General features: G+C 58.9%; 17 protein-coding genes and 1 tRNA gene. 11 read left to right on the top strand and 7 right to left on the bottom strand.

The window, feature by feature from the left end; all coding sequences use genetic code 11:
- The first annotated feature begins 1 nt into the window (after position 1).
- Positions 2 to 952 carry an alpha-E domain-containing protein gene (locus C4J84_RS18760; protein ID WP_124363975.1) on the top strand — a complete coding sequence of 317 codons (951 nt, stop codon included), beginning with the start codon at positions 2 to 4 and terminating at the stop codon, positions 950 to 952.
- Positions 949 to 1752, top strand: a complete 804-nt coding sequence (locus C4J84_RS18755; protein ID WP_124363974.1) for a transglutaminase family protein — start codon at positions 949 to 951, stop codon at positions 1750 to 1752. Before C4J84_RS18760 ends, C4J84_RS18755 begins: the two co-directional genes overlap by 4 nt.
- 215 nt (positions 1753 to 1967) lie before the next feature.
- Here C4J84_RS18755 and C4J84_RS18750 read toward each other — a convergent pair whose 3' ends face one another.
- Positions 1968 to 2774 (bottom strand): cytochrome c, encoded by an 807-nt coding sequence (locus tag C4J84_RS18750; protein ID WP_124371549.1) that lies wholly within the window; start codon positions 2772 to 2774, stop codon positions 1968 to 1970.
- 645 nt (positions 2775 to 3419) lie between these two features.
- Between C4J84_RS18750 and C4J84_RS18745 the strand changes: the two genes are divergently transcribed.
- The 3 genes from C4J84_RS18745 (at position 3420) to C4J84_RS18735 (ending at position 7610) form a co-directional block, all read left to right on the top strand.
- Entirely contained in the window at positions 3420 to 4625 is a 1206-nt protein-coding gene (locus C4J84_RS18745; RefSeq protein ID WP_124420606.1) for an acetyl-CoA C-acetyltransferase, read from the top strand.
- Positions 4626 to 4642: 17 nt separating this feature from the next.
- On the top strand, positions 4643 to 6790 hold the full coding sequence (locus C4J84_RS18740; protein ID WP_124371547.1) for a 3-hydroxyacyl-CoA dehydrogenase NAD-binding domain-containing protein: 2148 nt from the start codon (positions 4643 to 4645) through the stop codon (positions 6788 to 6790).
- An 88-nt stretch (positions 6791 to 6878) separates the two neighbouring features.
- Complete coding sequence (locus C4J84_RS18735) at positions 6879 to 7610, top strand: amidotransferase (RefSeq protein ID WP_124371546.1); 732 nt, start codon at positions 6879 to 6881, stop codon at positions 7608 to 7610.
- Here C4J84_RS18735 and C4J84_RS18730 read toward each other — a convergent pair.
- The 3 genes from C4J84_RS18730 to C4J84_RS18720 form a co-directional block, all read right to left on the bottom strand.
- Complete coding sequence (locus C4J84_RS18730) at positions 7588 to 8559, bottom strand: magnesium and cobalt transport protein CorA (protein WP_124363969.1); 972 nt, start codon at positions 8557 to 8559, stop codon at positions 7588 to 7590. The genes C4J84_RS18735 and C4J84_RS18730 overlap by 23 nt on opposite strands.
- Before the next feature lie 151 nt (positions 8560 to 8710).
- Entirely contained in the window at positions 8711 to 9433 is a 723-nt protein-coding gene (locus C4J84_RS18725; RefSeq protein WP_124371545.1) for a 1-acyl-sn-glycerol-3-phosphate acyltransferase, read from the bottom strand.
- A 213-nt stretch (positions 9434 to 9646) separates the two neighbouring features.
- A complete protein-coding gene (locus C4J84_RS18720; protein WP_124371544.1) occupies positions 9647 to 10339 on the bottom strand; it encodes a crotonase/enoyl-CoA hydratase family protein in 693 nt (230 codons plus the stop codon).
- A gap of 319 nt (positions 10340 to 10658) precedes the next feature.
- Between C4J84_RS18720 and C4J84_RS18715 the strand changes: the two genes are divergently transcribed.
- The 5 genes from C4J84_RS18715 to C4J84_RS26620 all read left to right on the top strand — a co-directional run bounded on the left by C4J84_RS18715 (position 10659) and on the right by C4J84_RS26620 (position 15111).
- Positions 10659 to 10748, top strand: a tRNA-Ser gene (locus C4J84_RS18715).
- 251 nt (positions 10749 to 10999) lie between these two features.
- Complete coding sequence (locus C4J84_RS18710; RefSeq protein WP_164487784.1) at positions 11000 to 12583, top strand: GGDEF domain-containing protein; 1584 nt, start codon at positions 11000 to 11002, stop codon at positions 12581 to 12583.
- Between the two features lie 219 nt (positions 12584 to 12802).
- Positions 12803 to 13519, top strand: coding sequence for a 2OG-Fe(II) oxygenase (locus C4J84_RS18705; protein ID WP_124372460.1), 717 nt, complete (start codon positions 12803 to 12805; stop codon positions 13517 to 13519).
- Between the two features lie 99 nt (positions 13520 to 13618).
- Complete coding sequence (ada, locus tag C4J84_RS18700) at positions 13619 to 14722, top strand: bifunctional DNA-binding transcriptional regulator/O6-methylguanine-DNA methyltransferase Ada (RefSeq protein ID WP_124371543.1); 1104 nt, start codon at positions 13619 to 13621, stop codon at positions 14720 to 14722.
- Positions 14719 to 15111 (top strand): Ada metal-binding domain-containing protein, encoded by a 393-nt coding sequence (locus tag C4J84_RS26620; protein ID WP_305955452.1) that lies wholly within the window; start codon positions 14719 to 14721, stop codon positions 15109 to 15111. Before ada ends, C4J84_RS26620 begins: the two co-directional genes overlap by 4 nt.
- A gap of 106 nt (positions 15112 to 15217) precedes the next feature.
- Here the strand turns inward: C4J84_RS26620 and C4J84_RS18690 are convergent, their stop codons facing one another.
- The 3 genes from C4J84_RS18690 to C4J84_RS18680 form a co-directional block, all read right to left on the bottom strand.
- Positions 15218 to 15553, bottom strand: coding sequence for a hypothetical protein (locus tag C4J84_RS18690; RefSeq protein ID WP_124367983.1), 336 nt, complete (start codon positions 15551 to 15553; stop codon positions 15218 to 15220).
- A gap of 144 nt (positions 15554 to 15697) precedes the next feature.
- Positions 15698 to 16276 carry a DUF4337 domain-containing protein gene (locus tag C4J84_RS18685; protein WP_124435925.1) on the bottom strand — a complete coding sequence of 193 codons (579 nt, stop codon included), beginning with the start codon at positions 16274 to 16276 and terminating at the stop codon, positions 15698 to 15700.
- A 54-nt stretch (positions 16277 to 16330) separates the two neighbouring features.
- Positions 16331 to 16696 (bottom strand): DUF2784 domain-containing protein, encoded by a 366-nt coding sequence (locus C4J84_RS18680; RefSeq protein ID WP_124435924.1) that lies wholly within the window; start codon positions 16694 to 16696, stop codon positions 16331 to 16333.
- Between the two features lie 107 nt (positions 16697 to 16803).
- Here C4J84_RS18680 and C4J84_RS18675 point away from each other — a divergent pair, with 107 nt between their 5' ends.
- On the top strand, positions 16804 to 17490 hold the full coding sequence (locus tag C4J84_RS18675) for an HAD-IA family hydrolase (protein ID WP_124435923.1): 687 nt from the start codon (positions 16804 to 16806) through the stop codon (positions 17488 to 17490).
- Positions 17491 to 17566 lie beyond the last annotated feature (76 nt).

Raw genomic sequence — 17566 nt, 5'->3', positions numbered from 1 at the left:
GATGTTGAGTAGAACTGCCTCGGATTTGTATTGGATGTCGCGCTACCTGGAGCGCGCGGAAAACCTCGCGCGCATGCTCGATGTCAGTTATTCGCTGTCGCTGATGCCTCAGGACGGGCGCGGCGACGGCCTGCACGAATTGGCCATGCCGCTGTTGATCACCGGCACCCTGGAGGACTACCACGAGCGCCACGGTGAACTGCATGCCGAACGCCTGCTGCACTTTTTCGCCCTGGACGCTGCCAACCCGGCCAGCATCTACAGCTGCCTTGGCGCCGCACGGGCCAGCGCCCATGCAGTACGTGGGCGAATTACCGCCGACATGTGGGAAAACATCAACGCTACCTGGCTGGATATTCGCGATATCGCCCAACAAGGCTTGAGCCGCTACGGCATGAGCCGGTTTTGCGAATGGGTCAAGGAGCGCTCGCACCTGTTCCGCGGCGCCACCTACGGCACCATCATGCGTAACGATGCGTTTCGCTTTATCCGCCTGGGCACCTTCATCGAGCGCGCCGACAACACCCTGCGCCTGCTGGACGCGCGTTATGAAATGGCCGGCGATCAGGCTGCAACGGTCAGCGATGGCACGGCCCACGCCTACTATCAATGGAGTGCGTTGCTGCGGGCATTGTCGTCGTTCGAGGCCTATACAGAGATCTATCGGGATGCGCCGGGCGCCCGACAAGTCGCCGAACTGTTGCTCCTGCGCGCTGATGTTCCGCGCTCGCTACGGGCTTGCAGCGAAGAGATCGACCAGATCCTCGCCAGCCTGCCGGGCCTCAACGGTCGCCCGGCCCAGCGCTTGGCTGCCGAGATGGACGCGCGCCTGCGCTTTACCGCCATCGATGAAATCCTCGAGGAAGGCCTGCACGCCTGGCTGACCGACTTTATCCCCTTGGTCCGCCAGTTGGGCGACGCCATCTACAGCTCCTACCTGGAGGCGGCATGAGACTCTCCATCAGCCACGAAACCACCTACCACTACGAAGACCAAGTGCGGGCCAGCATCCAATATCTGCGCCTGACGCCCCACGACAGCGAGCGTCAGCGTGTGTTGAGCTGGCAGCTTGACCTACCGCGCCCCGTGCGGGCGCAAGTGGACCCATTCGGCAACATCCTGCATGTGCTGACCCTGGACGAACCTCACGACGCCATCATCATCGGCGCCCGTGGCCAGGTGGATATCGATGAATTGAGTGAGGCTGAACACGAGAGCCAGTCGGCCTTTCCGTTCCTGCGCGGCACGCGCCTGACCGAGCCCGACGAAGCCCTGCGCGGTTTTGCCCAGCAACACTGCCACCAGCGTCGCGACCGCACGGCACTGATCGACCTGATGCAGGCGCTGAACCAATCGATGGCCTACACGCCGGGCGCCACGGACGTCGACACCTGCGCTGCCGAGGCCTTCGCCGGCCGCGCGGGCGTGTGCCAGGACCATACCCACGCGTTCCTGGCCTGTGCGCGCAGCCTGGGGATTCCGGCGCGATACGTCTCAGGGTATCTGTACACCGAAGACAGCACGCACCTGGCCAGCCACGCCTGGGCCGAAGCCTGGCTGGATAACGCCTGGTACAGTTTTGACGTGACCAACCAATTGGCCCGGCCGGAGCGGCACCTGAAACTCGCCGTGGGCCTGGACTACCTGGACGCCTGCCCGGTGCGGGGCATGCGCCGTGGGGGAGGGCATGAGCAGATGCATGCCAAGGTGTTTGTCGCGCCGACCCCGGTGGTTTCCGTACAGCAGCAATAATCTTAACTACAACTCACACCCAGTGTGGGAGGCAGGCTGTGTTGTTTCAGGAGGTTTTGCAATGCGGCATGGCCGTGCGCCGGGCCGACTAACTGTACTCAATCCAAAATGTGGGAGGGGGCTTGCTCCCGATGGCGGTGTGTCAGTTACCGATAAGCTGACTGACACACTGCTATCGGGAGCAAGCCCCCTCCCACTTCTGATCTGCGCGAGCCTCAGGGCTGCTGTTTGCGCCCCGCCATATGCTGCAAATACCCCACCAGCAAATCCAACTCATGGTCCGGCAAAACACTGGCCGAGAACGCCGGCATCTTCGCCTGCGGCCAACGTCGCAGGCTCTGCGGGTCACGAATGTAACGCTTGAGAAAATCACCACCGAAATACTCGGTAGGGCTGTACGGGATATTCAAGTCTGGCCCCATCTGCGCATCGCCCGCCCCGTTTAGGCGGTGGCAGGCCAGGCAATTTTTCTGGAACACCGCGAAGCCTTGGTTGATCGGGCTATTTGCGGCCAGTTTCGGATCAGGCAGCAGCGCCGGAAAGCGCTCGGCAACGGTCTGCAGCTGCTTGATGCTGGATATCTGAAACGGCCACTGTTCCGGACTGATATGCCCGGCCTGCGGGTGGGTCCACACCAGGTAGAACGGCCCCGCGCTCGGTTTGCCGTCTCCCAGCGCAGGCCATGGATGGGCCGGGTCTTCCACCGCCAGCCAGGCGCGAGCGCCGGTGTTTTCCAACAGTGGCGCGACGGCGAGTTCGGCGGCAAAACCGTCGAGGGCCACCGCTTGCACATGGCTCGCAGGTTTCAGGCCCGGTAGGAGACTCGCCAAGGGCACTGCGCGGTAGGTCATGGTGCGTTTGTAGGAAACGTCATCGACGATCTGCACCGTCCGCGCATCCGGGTGCTTGAGTAGCTCCGCCGTCTGCCAAGTCTTGCTGGCGTGGTCCAGTTCGATGGTCAGTTGCGCCGCCGAAGCGGGCAGGGTCAGCAACAGCGCGAGCAAGGCGAGGATCGATTTCAAAGGGCAGGCCGTTTCGAGGGGACGGGAGAACTACGATAGCGCAAATCCGCGCGCAAAAAGACAGCCCCTGCAACAGGACGGCTATACGCAATGCCCCGGCAGGTGCTGCCAAACGCTGTAATCCCGATGCTGTGTGCGCACGGAATAATTAGGTCGAGTCGTCACCCGATAACCTTGGTTAAATTGGGCAAGATCAGAATCAGTGTGGTGGCGAACAGAATAAGTCCCGCCTGACGTACTTTCGAATGTTTGAACATGGCTGACTGCCTTTTGTTGTTATTCCTGAACGTCAAATGCGTACCGGTTGATCCAGTATCGCGACCTGGCGTGAAACTTTTCTTACAACCGCTCCAGCAAAACCCGGCAGCAGCTTCTTACAGATTCAACCTTAGAGCCGTCGTTCTTCGGCGCATAGATCCATTTCATATCAGCTAAGCACTTTATCCGCTTAAAACGGCATGAGGCGTAGTGCCATCTTGGCGCCAACCCCGAAGCTAGACAGCTAAAACGATTAACCCAGGGTTTCCCGTAGCTGCCTACCGTTCGTCCGAGCGAGGGGGTCAAAGGCAATGAGCGCATCCGTCATTGAAACCGTGTCAATCGGGCTTAAGGTAGGGGCCTACACCACTGTGGTTCGAGGCCATCATGACCCAAGCTTTGATCTTTGATGCGATACGCACGCCCCGAGGCAAAGGCAAGGCCGACGGCGCCCTGTACAGCGTTAAGCCGGTCAATCTGGTCGCCGGTTTGCTCAGGGCGCTGGCGCAACGCAGCGACCTCGACACCCGTCAGGTGGATGACATCGTGCTCGGGTGCGTCACCCCAGTGGGCGACCAGGGCGCCGATATCGCCAAGACCGCCGCACTGGTAGCGGACTGGGACATCAGCGTTGCCGGCGTGCAGGTTAACCGCTTCTGCGCCTCGGGCCTGGAGGCCGTCAACCTCGGGGCGATGAAAGTGCGTTCCGGCTTTGAGGACCTGGTGGTGGTTGGCGGCGTCGAGTCCATGTCCCGCGTGCCAATGGGCAGCGACGGTGGCGCCTGGGTTCTCGACCCGCAAACCAACCTGCATAGCCACTTCACGCCGCAGGGCATTGGGGCCGACCTGATCGCTACCCTGGAAGGCTTCACCCGCCAGGACGTGGACACCTTTGCCCTACAGTCCCAGCAGAAAGCCGCCAGGGCACGAGCAGACGGATCCTTCAACAAGTCGCTGATCGCGGTGCAGGACCAGAACGGCATTGTGCTGCTCGACCATGACGAATTTATCCGTGGCGACTCCACCCTCGAAGGCCTCGGCAAGCTCAAGCCGAGTTTCGAAATGATCGGCCAGATGGGCTTCGACGCCACCGCGTTGCGGGTCTACAGCCAAGTGGAACGCATCCAGCATGTGCACACACCGGGCAACAGCTCCGGGATTGTCGACGGCGCTGCCTTGATGTTGATTGGCTCCGAGGCCAAAGGGCGCGAGCTCGGCTTGCAGCCGCGCGCGCGGATTGTCGCCACGGCGGTGACCAGCACCGATCCCACCATCATGCTCACCGGTCCTGCACCGGCCACGCGCAAGGCGTTGGCCAAGGCCGGCCTGCGCGTCGAGGACATCGACCTGTTCGAGGTCAATGAGGCGTTCGCTTCGGTCGTGCTCAAATTCATCAAGGACATGGGCATCGACGCCGCCCGGGTCAATGTCAATGGCGGCTCCATCGCTCTGGGCCACCCGCTGGGCGCCACCGGCTGCGCGATCCTCGGCACCTTGCTCGATGAGCTGGAAGTGCGTCAGCAGCGCTACGGCCTGGCCACCCTGTGTGTCGGCGGTGGCATGGGCATCGCCACTATCATCGAACGCCTCTGAGCCTTAGGGAAACTGTCATGACCGACGCCATTCGTTACGAAAAAGGCCAGGACCAGATCGTGGTGCTGACCCTCGACATGCCCGGCCAAAGCGCCAACACCATGAACGCCGCGTACCGTGCGGCCATGGCGGCCACCATTGCGCGCCTGGAGGCAGAAAAAGCCGACCTGGCCGGGGTGATCATTACCTCGGCCAAGAACACGTTTTTTGCCGGCGGTGACCTCAATGAGCTGATCCAGGTCGACACCGCCCACGCCAAGCAATTCTATGACGACGTCGGCGTGCTCAAGGCGCAACTGCGCAGCCTGGAAACCCTCGGCAAACCGGTGGTGGCCGCGATCAACGGTGCGGCCCTTGGCGGTGGCTGGGAGATTTGCCTGGCCTGCCATCACCGGGTCGCGCTGGACGACAAGTCGGTGCAGCTCGGCTTGCCGGAAGTCACCCTGGGCCTGTTGCCGGGCGGCGGCGGGGTGGTGCGCATGGTGCGCCTGTTGGGTCTGGAAAAAGCCCTGCCGTATCTGCTGGAAGGCAAGAAAGTGCGGCCGGCGCAGGCATTGCAGGCGGGCTTGATCGACGACGTGGCGGCAGACCGCGATGAGCTGCTGGCCAAATCCCGCGCCTGGATTCTCGCCCATCCCGAGGCCCGGCAGCCGTGGGACAACAAGGGCTATCAGATTCCTGGGGGCACGCCGTCGAACCCGAAAGTCGCGCAGATGCTCGCCATCTCACCGTCGATTCTGCGCAGCAAGACCCAGGGCTGTTTCCCGGCGCCGGAGAAAATCCTCTGCGCTGCCGTGGAAGGCGCCCAAGTGGATTTCGACACTGCGCACTTGATCGAAACCCGCTATTTCACCGAGCTGGTGACCGGGCAGGTGGCGAAAAACATGATCGGCACATTCTGGTTTCAGCTCAATGAAATCAACGCCGGCCGTTCGCGACCACAGGGTTTTGCACCTTTTGTGACGCGCAAGCTCGGTGTGCTCGGCGCCGGCATGATGGGGGCGGGCATTGCGTATGCCAGCGCCTGTGCAGGGATCGACGTGGTGCTCAAAGACGTCACCCTGGCGGCGGCCGAAAAGGGCAAGGCCCATTCAGCCGCGTTGCTCGAAAAGAACGTCAACCGTGGGCAATTGACCGCCGAGCAGCGCGAAGCCACCTTGGCACGGATTCGCCCTACACAGGATGACGCCGACCTGGCCGGCTGTGACCTGGTGATCGAAGCGGTGTTCGAAGACCGCGAACTCAAGGCCAGGGTAGCGTCCGCCGCGCAACGCGTAGTCGGGGCGGACGCCGTGATCGCTTCCAATACCTCGACCTTGCCCATCAGCGGTTTGGCGACTGCGGTGCCGGACCCGGGCAAATTCATCGGCCTGCATTTCTTCAGCCCGGTGGACAAGATGCCCCTGGTGGAGATCATCAAGGGCGCTCACACCAGCGACGAAACCCTGGCTCGAGGTTTTGACTTCGTACTGCAAATCAAGAAAACCCCGATTGTGGTCAACGACAGCCGCGGGTTCTTCACCTCGCGGGTGTTCGGCACGTTCACCAACGAAGGCATCGCCATGCTCGGGGAAGGTGTGGCCGCGCCGATGATCGAGACCGAAGCGCGCAAGGCCGGTATGCCGGTCGGGCCACTGGCGGTGTCGGATGAAGTATCCCTGAGCCTCATGAGCCATATCCGACAGCAAACCGCCAATGACCTGCAAGCCCAAGGCGAGGTGCCGAAGGCCCACCCTGCGACGGCGGTGATCGACCTGCTGGTCAACGAATACAAACGCACGGGCAAGGCCGCCGGTGGCGGTTTTTATGACTATCCAGCAGGCGCCCGGAAGCACCTGTGGCCAGAACTCAAGGCGCGGTTCGAACAGCCCGGTAAACAGATTTCGCCCCAGGACGTGCGCGACCGCTTGCTGTTTATCCAAGCCATCGAAACCGTGCGTTGCGTGGAGGAGGGCGTGTTGATGTCCACGGCCGACGCCAATATCGGCTCGGTCTTCGGCATTGGCTTTGCCGCCTGGAGTGGCGGTGCGTTGCAGTTTATCAACCAGTACGGCCTGAACGACTTCATCGCCCGGGCGCGCTACCTGGCCGACGCGTATGGCGAGCGGTTTGCGCCGCCGGCGCTGCTGCTGGAGAAAGCCGCACAGGGCGAAACGTTCCGCTGATCAGGCGGTGGAGGGCTTGCTTTGAACAGGTGTTTCAAGGCACGCTCTGGGGTGTTCAATATTCCCATCGCCGTGTCAGGTATTTTTTATGTCGCTACGCGTCTGCATCCTGGAAACCGATATCCTGCGTCCAGGCCTGATCGATCAGTACCAAGGTTACGGGCAGATGTTCAAGCGCCTGTTTGCCAAGCAGCCGATTGCCGCAGAGTTTGTGGTTTACAACGTGGTGCAGGGTGAATACCCGCCGGATGACGAAGCCTTTGACGCGTACCTGATCACCGGCAGCAAAGCCGACTCGTTCGGCACCGACCCGTGGATCCAGACCCTCAAGACCTACGTGCTCCAGCGCTACGAGCGCGGCGACAAGTTATTGGGTATCTGCTTCGGCCACCAGTTGCTGGCGTTGCTGCTCGGCGGCAAGACCGAACGCGCCAGCCAAGGCTGGGGCATGGGCATTCACGACTACACCATCGATGCCAAGGCACCCTGGATGAGCCCGCAAGTGCCGGAACTGACGCTATTGATCAGCCACCAGGACCAGGTCACGACCCTGCCGGAAAATGCCACGGTCATTGCCTCGAGCGAGTTTTGCCCCATCGCGGCGTATCACATCGGTGACCAGGTGTTGTGCTTCCAGGGCCATCCGGAATTTGTTCACGACTATTCCCGCGAACTGCTCGAGATTCTTCAGACAACCCTGGGCGAAAAGGTCTACACCAACGGCGTGGCCAGCCTGGAGCGGGACCACCACGGCGCGACCGTGGCGGAATGGATGATGCGCTTTGTAGCGCACAATGCTAAAGCCAACCCGACCGTTTGAAGCTCGCCCACAGGCTGGTGCAGCCCACCGCAATCAACCCGAGCACTGCAAAATAGCCGTAGTGCCATTGCAGCTCGGGCATGTTCTGGAAATTCATCCCATAAATCCCCGCGACCGCCGTGGGGAACGCGAGGATCGCCGCCCAAGCGGCGAACTTGCGCTGCACCACGCTCTGGCGCGAGGCCTCCAGCAATACGCCGATCTCGATGGTCTGGCTGGCGATATCGCGCAGGGTCGTCAGGTCTTCCATCTGCCGCGTGACGTGGATCTGCACGTCACGGAAATACGGGCGCATGTTCTTGTCGATAAACGGGAAGCTCAACTTCTGCAGTTCCTGGCTGATCTCCACCATCGGCGCCACATAGCGCTTGAGCCGCAACACGTCGCGGCGCAGGCCGTGAAGGTTCTGGATGTCGCGCTCGCTCAGGGAGCTGCACAGCACGTTGCGCTCCAGTTCATCGATCTCGGCGTGGATCGCCTCGCTGACTGGCTGGTAGTTTTCGGTGACGAAATCCAGCAAGGCATAGAGTACGAAATCTTCGCCATGCTCCAGCAACAGCGGACGCGCCTCACAGCGCTGGCGTACAAAACCGTAGGAAGCTGAGTGTCCATTACGGGCGGTGATGATGTAGCCATTGCCGGCGAAGATATGGGTTTCGATAAACTCCAGCTTGCCGTTCTCGCGCACCGGTGAATAGGTGACGATAAACAGCGCGTCGCCGAAGGTTTCCAGCTTCGGGCGGCTGTGCTTTTCCATGGCGTCTTCGATCGCCAGTTCGTGCAGGTTGAACTGGCGTTGCAGGTTGTTCAGCTCCTGGGCACTGGGCTCTTCCAGGCCGATCCACACAAAGTGGCCGGGTTTGGCGGCCCAGGCCGCGCCTTCGTCGAGGGTGATATCAGTGACTTTCTTTCCGGCGCTGTAGACGGCGGCCGCAACGACTCTACCCATGGTGCTGATCACTTCTTATCAAGAGGACAAATGTTGGGCAGCTTAGCCTGAATGGCGTTCCGTAGAGTGATCGTTCCCACGCTCTGCGTGGGAATGCCCCCCGTGACGCTCCGCGTCGCCCTGCGCGCTCCTCAGACCACGCTGCAGGCGTTCAAGCGCTTTGCAGCTCGCGATCCATCTGTGCAATGCACTCATCCATCTGCGCCTGACACGCTTGCATCAACGCCGGAACGTCATCCGCAGTCATTCCGGTAGTAGCAATCGGCGCCAACGAGCGTATGAGCACATCCCCACTGTTCCAGCGATTAAGTCGCATATGCGTGACGTAATGACTGACACAGACCTGCACGATCGGCACACCGGCCGCAATCGCCATATGGAACGCGCCTTTTTTGAACGGCAACAAACCTTTGCCCAGGTTGCGCGTGCCTTCTGGAAACACCCAGATAGACGTGTCTTCGTGTTGCAAGGTGCGGGTAACGGTGAGCATGGCCCGGCGCGCCTTGTGCGCATTGCCGCGGTCGATCAACACATTGCCGGCCAGCCAGAACAACTGGCCGAACAACGGCACCCATTTCAGGCTCTTCTTGGCGATGCATACCGTGCGGTGGGGCACCACGGTGCCGAGCACAAACAGATCGTAGTTGGACTGGTGGTTGGCGATCACCACGCAAGTGCCGGGCTTGTTACGCAGGGAGTCGACATCGGCTTTCACGTTCAGGCGCAGGATCCACATCGCTGGCAGCGCGTAAAGGCGTGCACACAGGCGGCTGTTGTCCGGATTGAACGGCCGGCAGATCCCCAACAGCACGCCCAGTACACCGGCGACTATAAAGTGCAGGCCCATCAACAACATACGTAACAGAAAAAGCATCGACGCGGCTCACCGGGACAAAAGGTGGCGCAGTGTACGGATGTGCACTGTATTCGGCAATTGCCCCAGCAGAGGTAGGAGATAGGCGATGTTTAAGCGCATGTTTCGACGTGCGCCGATAACGCTTGTCTAGAGCGGCCCGGGTTATTTCGGTTTGGATTGTAAGAAAAAGCCCGACTCAAGGTCGGGCTTCGGTACCGCAAGTGTGGGACGTTAAATCAGGTTATGGCCTTGGTCCTGGATGATTGCATCATCCAACGCATCCAGCAGTGCCTTGCGCACTTTCAACTTGGTGTGTTTGTGCGCGTTCATATTGATCTTCTTCAACTGCCGCGCCGCTTCCAGTGCCGCCGCGTGCAACTCTTCCGGCGCTACCACCTTGTCGAGGAAGCCCGCTTGCAGAGCGCCTTGCGGGTCAAACATCTCGGCGTTGATCACCGACCGATGAAACGCCGACTTGCGCAGACGATCCCGCGCCAGCTCGATACCGGCGTGGTGCATGGTCATGCCAATCGCCACTTCATTCAGGCCAATGCTGAACGGGCCTTCCACACCAATCCGGTAATCCGCCGACAGCAGCAGGAACGCACCCTTGGCCACCGCATGCCCAGGGCACGCCACAATCACCGGGAACGGATGCGCCAACAGCCGACGCGCCAGCGTCGAGCCCGACGTGACCAGGCCGATGGCCTCTTTAGGGCCGGCCGTCATCACCTTCAAATCATAACCCGCCGACAGAATCCCCGGCGTGCCCGTGATCACCACCACCGCCCGATCCTTCTCCGCCTGGTCCAGCGCCGCATTGAACGCACTGACCACTGCGGGAGAAATGGCATTTACCTTGCCGTTGCTCAGGGTCAGGGTCGCGATACCGTCTTCGAGGTGGTAGGCAATCAACTCACTCATGACGCGGTTCCTTGTAGGACTTGTTATAGAAGATGCAGCAGACGTTACCCACCACGCCCGCGCGGGTAAAGCGCCGTGACTGACTGCCCAGTCAGGCTTTCGCTCCACACCCGACAGCAGAGCGCCTGGGGCAGGGCACCACAGCCAGCGTAGACCATCCCGAGCCATGCCCGAGATTGGCACAATCACCACCGCGCACAGGCCGTGTTCCGGCATACCCGTCTAACCGCATGAAAATTCTGAAAAAAACCTTTGCCATCAGAAAGGCTTTCGACTACATTAGCGCGCCTCGACAGACTGAACTGGTTTGACGAGATACGGTGAAGTGTCCGAGTGGCTTAAGGAGCACGCCTGGAAAGTGTGTATACAAGAAATTGTATCGAGAGTTCGAATCTCTCCTTCACCGCCACATTCTTAAAACGCAAACCCCTGATTTTCCTAGAGAAAGTCGGGGGTTTGTGGTTTTTGGTACCCGAAAAATGGACCCATGGGACCGCCATGGGACTGGTGCGCTTTTTGGGTGCGTAAGTGGTGGCTGGTTGGCCTGCTACGAGGAGTGAAGTCTAATGTGGTCGGCGGCGCTGATAGGGCCGACGCTTGTCGAGTCCATTGACTCGGGATCTGATTGCTGTGGGTACGCTCCACCTAGATTCATGAGTTATGGAAAATTCACAGGAAGATTCAGCACTCCAAGCTAAGATGAGCTCAATGAAAACGATAACGCTCGTGTCCGGTCGATTAACACCTAAAGCCCTCTCTGTGGGCTTGATAGCGTTTATCTTCCTGGCCTGTGTCATGCTAGTGACCGCAATTGCTTGGCAGTTAAAACAATCGGCGGACGAACGACTGGCAAATGCGAAGATTGCTGCGCATAACATTGTTCGCGCTTCCGAGCAGCAAGCTCAAGACACAATACGTCAGGCTGAAAACATACTCGATAACCTTGTTGAGCGGTTTGAAAACGACAGGCTTGACGCCGAACACATGGCCCGCTTATCCAAAGTGATGGCCAGCAATGTTCAAGCAACCGACGGAATTCAAGGGTTGTTCATATACGACGAACATGGGGACTGGGTAGCGAATTCCTTTTCTTCAAAGCCGGTTGCCAAGAACAATAGTGATCGATCTTATTTTATCTACCACAAGAATCATCCTGGCACGGCCGTCCGTATAGGCGAGGTAATTTTGAGCCGAACCACGGGCGATATGATCATCCCTGTAAGCCGGCGCACCGAGCACAGTGATGGCAGCTTCAGTGGCGTCGTTTTGGCAACGTTGCCAGTTGCATATTTCCAGAGTTTCTTTAACCGGTTGGATGTCGACAAACGAGGAGTAATACTTCTCGCACTCAGTAATGGCGATTTGCTTGCGCGCCGACCAATGATTGACGCGTTAATGACAACTAATATCTCAAAGGGAGACCTGTTTAGTCGGTATTTGATACACAACGACGAGGGCACAGCGACCCTCACCTCTGTCGTGGACGGGGTTGAGCGAGTCTATGCCTACAGCCGTATACAAGGCCTACCCCTGGTCACTGCAGCCGGTTTATCGTTAGATTCAGTATTCGCCACCTGGTGGACGTACGTCTATCAAGCATCGGTTATGGTGGTGCTTATAATTTTTGTGCTGACTAGCCTGGGGTTCCTTTTTTACCGGCAAATTCAACGCGTGTTGGTGGCAGAGGAAGAACTGCGTCTTGCGCATTGCGATTTAGAACATATTGCTAAGACTGATAGCCTTACCGGTTTACCTAACCGTAGGTGCTTCGACTCTACACTCGAAAAAGAATGGTCAAGAGCATGTCGCACTGGGAATAGCGTAGCGCTCATACTTATCGATATTGATTGGTTCAAGCAGTACAACGACCATTATGGTCACGTTCTCGGTGACGAATGCCTGCGGCGAATTGCAGAGCTAATAGGTAAAAACATAAACCGTCCAGCCGACCTCGCTGCACGATATGGTGGGGAAGAATTTGTAATACTGCTTCCAGAAACAGAGCTTTCAGGAGCAGTCAAGATTGCTGAAGAAGTGCGTTCAGCTATAGAGGCTGAAAAAATTGCACATCAGGGGAGTCCGGTTGGCTTTGTCACCATCAGCGCAGGTGTAAGTTCCAACCATCAGCGTGGTGTGAATGCAGCGACTGATTTGCTAGAAAAGGCTGATGGTTTTCTTTATGGCGCGAAGAAAAGAGGGCGCAATCGGGTAGAGCACCAGTCACAGGACGTCTTGGAAACATGAGACATTGGGACGAGAGCTTGAGTGCACGCTGATACTTTAATCGACTGTCCATGTTGCGAGAGCGTTGCTCACTGACATAGCTGGCTCGATTCTCTCAAACGTTGAAGCCTCCAAGAAACCCATGCCGGTTCACTGGATTAATTTGATAGCAACAAACCGGAGGCTCCCATGGATTGCCTGCGGTATGTTGACAATCATGCAATCCACAAGGGAATGGCAATGGTCGATAGGGCATTGGAAACAAGGCTCGCTTGCGAAAACTGGAGTGAGCATCTGCATCGCGTAAACGCCAGCGGCTTTACCGTCATCGAGAACCTGCTCGACCCAGACGTCTGCCAGCGTCTTATCGATAGCTACTGCGAGCCGGACATCTTCAGGTCGTGTATCAATATGAGCAGGCACGGCTTCGGTTCAGGCCAATATAAATATTTTGCCTACCCGCTGCCGTCGATTATCGCCACATTGAGATCCTGTGTTTACCCGCAGATGGTCCCACTGGCCAACTATTGGAACACTAAACTTGGCCTCGAACCTCCCTATCCCGAACGCCACGAAGACTTTCTAAGCCAGTGCCACGACGCCCGGCAAGAGCGTCCCACCCCACTGCTGCTGCGCTACGGTGCAGGAGACTACAATTGCCTGCACCGCGACCTGTATGGAGACATTCTGTTTCCCGTGCAGATGGCTATCCTCCTGTCTGAGCCCAATGACGACTTTAGCGGCGGCGAATTCGTGCTTACCGAACAGCGGCCACGAATGCAGTCCAGGGTCAACGTAGTGCCGCTACGCAAGGGCGATGCAGTGATTTTTGCCGTCAACCGCAGGCCCGTGCAGGGGGCGCGAGGCTTCTACTCCGTATTTACGCGCCACGGCGTGAGCGAGGTCAGAGCGGGGGAGCGGTTTACCCTTGGCATAATATTCCATGATGCGCAGTGATGGAACGGCCAGACGTTCGAATATGAAAGCAAGACTCGGAGTTTTAACGCGGCTCAATAGCGATAGGCTTGTGCAAATTGCGAAGATGGGGGCATTGCCATGGAATGCGTTAAAGACCAAACCACCCAGCCCGTGCTGAGGGCCGAGGACGATCCGCGCTGGAATATTCTCGTCAGCCGCCAGGCTGATGCAAACCTCGATTTCGTCTACGGCGTGCTGACCACCGGGGTTTACTGCAAACCCTTCAGTCCGACCAAGCTGCCTCGGCCGGAAAATATCGTGTTTTTTGACACCGCAGCTGAAGCCGAAAGGGCGGGTTTTCGCCCCTCCAAGCGCGACAGCAGCAACCCAGCGGCCGTCGCCCAGAAGCATGCGGCAGCTGTTGCCGAAGCCTGCCGGCTTATCGACGCATCGGGCGTGGTTCCCAACCTGGGTGATCTGGCCGAACAGGTGGGCATGAGCAGCTTCCACTTCCATCGAGTCTTCAAGAAACTCACGGGCCTCACGCCTAAAGCCTACAGCGTCGCTTCGTTGCGTTCGCGCGTCAGAGACCAGCTTTCGCTCAGTGGCACTATCACCGACGCTCTTTATGAGGCGGGCTATAACTCCAATAGCCGATTCTATGAGGCGTCGCAAAATATCCTCGGCATGAAACCCACCGAGTACCGCGCAGGGGGGGCCAATGTGGATATCAAATTCGCACTGGGCGAAAGCGCGCTGGGCTCGATCCTGGTGGCCAGAAGCGCGCGCGGCATTTGCGCGATTTTATTGGGCGATGACCCCAATGTGCTGGTGGAGAGCTTTCAGGACCAGTTCCCCAACGCCAACCTGATTGGCGGCGACGCCGAGTTCGAGGCGCTGGTGGCCACCGTCGTCGGCTTTGTCGAATCGCCGGGCACCGGTTTTGCGCTGCCGTTGGACATCCGTGGCACCGTATTTCAGGAACGGGTTTGGCAGGCGCTGAGGGATATTCCTGCAGGAACGACCGAGACATACGCCCAGGTCGCCGCGCGGATAGGTATGCCCAGTGCCACCCGTGCAGTGGCTAACGCATGCGGGGCCAATAAACTCGCGGTGGCGATTCCATGCCATCGCGTGGTGCGCAGTGATGGATCTTTGTCTGGCTACCGTTGGGGAGTGGAGCGTAAGCGCAAGTTGATCGAGCGCGAGAAGAGCATGCACGCTGCACACGTTGTCGGATGACTGCACCGGACGGGGGAGGGTGCGTAATGAGGCGATGGAAAGTCTTGGATTCCCACGGCAAACCCGCGCTCAGTTCCAAGCCGGGTCAGTTTGGCGGGCATAAAGGAAGCAAGATCTACGGGCGCCTGGACTGCCCGGCTGCACTACGGGCATTGAGCAAAGGCGGGTATGTGAAGGATCGTGTGTTTTTTATCGATGAACAGACCGCACGATTGGCAGGCTATCGCCCCTGCTTTCGATGCATGCCCGCCAGTTACCGTGAGTGGAAGCTGACAATTGAAGGGCACATAAGGGGGCGTGTGATAACGGAAAATGTGAACCTTAGACTATCGGTGTATCCGCGTTTTCAACTTGATCAAGCACGCAACTTAGCAGGCCAGTACTGTTAAGTAACAGGACAGCCACGATTACGTAAATACTACTGAGGTTCATGGGCCATCCCCTGAAGTCAGCCCATGAAACGTCGCTTGCCAGGCTCAGCGCCCGGCAACTTACTTATTGCGCGGTTTTCAACTTGACCACATCACCGGAAATCTTGGTGGTGTAGCCGTTCAGTACCCAGGCCCAGAACCATTTTTCCTGCACCTGGGTGTTGATCATGGCGTCGCCGCCTTTGGCCTTGATGGCTGCATCCTGGGCGCGGACGAAGCGGCTGTTCTGGCCGATCGGGATAATACCCAGCAGCATAATGCCGGTGGCGCTGGCTTCGCTGTGGCCGAGCACGGTGTATTGGCTGGCGTCGTATTGCTGGGTTTTCATGGCGGTGCCGGTGCAACCTGCCAGGGTGAAACCAAGAACGGCTGCTGCAACTACTTTACTGATGTACTTCACGCGTAACTCCATGGGCTGAATATCGAGATTCAATTCTCGAGGCGCGACACTTTAATCGCTCAGAGGGCGGATTGAAATCAGCGCGCCAAGGTTTCATTTTATGTGGCGACAGTCAGGCCGCCTCCCACAGTTGCCCGCGCTCGGTCAGAGATGCAGCCAGGCCAGGCTACCCAGCACCACGGCCACACCGCCGGCCGAATACGCCATGCGCTTGAGCCATTCCTTGCGCGTGAGCAAGGTGATCGCCGCCAGTGAGATCGCGATCTGAATCGCCGTCATCGCCTGGGCCCAACGATGGTGCTGGTGCAGCGCTTCTTCGGATTTGCGGTCCCATTCCAGCGAGGTGGCTTCAAGCTTCTCGGCTTGTTTGCGCACATCTTCCTTCTGGCTTTTATAACGCTGGATTTCGTCGTTGTAGTGGGCGGCATCCACGCCGGGAATGTGCGTGGCCAGTTCCGCCAGATTCTGGCGGCTGGATTTGGCCTGATAGTAATTCCATTGGTTGGCGGCTTCGGTCTTGATGATGGCCGCGTTGTTCTTGTCCATCGCCGCCTCGCTTTCGCTAGAGCCGGCCTGGTAGCTGAGCATGGCGCCAACGGTGGCCATGATCGCGGTCATCACCGCGATGCGGCTGGCGAAGGTGTCGCCACGGCCGTGGGCATGTTCGGTGGTGTGTTCGAGGTGTTTTTCGTGGGGGCTGGGGACTTCGAAGGCTTCGGACATGGCGGCGTCTACGATGGGGCAGAGGGAGCCTGATTCTTCACCAGTGCGGCTGTCTCAAGCCTGTCGATAACGTCGGATCAGGTGCACGTACACCGCGATATTGATCAACAGCACCAACGCGCCCAGGCCCAGCTGGATCTGCGGCGTGAGCCCGGCCGGATAGATCAGCCTGAGCAGGTAATGTTCGATGAAGCCTGCGCCATAACCGTCCTGCCCGGCCAAGTGGCGCAACAGGTTTTCCCAGCGCGTGAGCGGGCAGGGCAGGTGAAACACCTCGACGGCAACGCCCCAGGCGGCCGCCGGCAGATGCAGCCAGATGAGCGCACGCCATTTGAGTGCCAGCAGCCCGCCGAACAATACGAACAGGATGAAGCACAGATGAAACAGCACCAGGCTGTCGGCGGCTATACGAAAGAGCATTGCAGGCACTTCTGAAGGAAAGCGGGCAGTGTAAGGGGTTGCCCGCGAGCAAGCATGGCCGTTATTGTGCTGAATCCTTTTAGTCCTTCCTCCAGGGTTCTGTTGTGATGAACGCACCGCGTACCGCTGTCCCGATCAAGGCTGTGATTTTCGATATGGACGGGTTGTTGCTGGACACCGAAGGCATCTACACCGAAGTCACGCAGATCATCGCCGAACGCTATGGCCGCACCTATGACTGGAGCATCAAGCAGCACATTATTGGGCGCGGTGCCCAGGACTTGGCGGACTATGTGGTCAAGGCGCTGGACTTGCCGATCACGCCGGCTGAGTTTCTGCAGATTCGTGAACCGCTGATGAGCGAGCGTTTCCCCAAAGCCCTGGGCATGCCCGGCGCCGAGGCGTTGGTGCGGCATTTGAAGGCGCATAACATCCCGATTGCGGTGGGCACCAGCTCGTCGCGCAACTCGTTCGGCCACAAGACCACCTTGCACCGCGAGTGGTTTGGCCTGTTCGACACCATCGTGACCGCCGACGACCCGGAAGTCGGTGCCGCCAAGCCTGCGCCGGACATCTTTCTCACTGCCGCGCGCCGCCTGGGTGTGGCGCCCGAGGATTGCCTGGTGTTCGAGGACTCGCCGTTCGGCGTGACGGCGGCGAAAGCGGCGCACATGACCGCCATCGCCGTGCCCGATGAGGCCATGGCCGACAGCAAGTATCAGCATGCCGACCAGATCATCCGCAAACTTGCGGATTTCGATTTGGCTGCCTATGGCCTGCCGCCCATGTCCTGATTGAACACGGAAAAAATGTGGGAGGGGGCTTGCTCCCGATAGCGGTGTATCAGCCAACTTATCAATAGCTGATCCA

It is taken from the genome of Pseudomonas sp. R11-23-07 (assembly GCF_003852295.1).
Taxonomy (GTDB): domain Bacteria; phylum Pseudomonadota; class Gammaproteobacteria; order Pseudomonadales; family Pseudomonadaceae; genus Aquipseudomonas.
The sequence above is the reverse complement of the archived record's forward strand: the minus strand, read 5'-3'. Positions and strand labels throughout refer to the sequence as shown.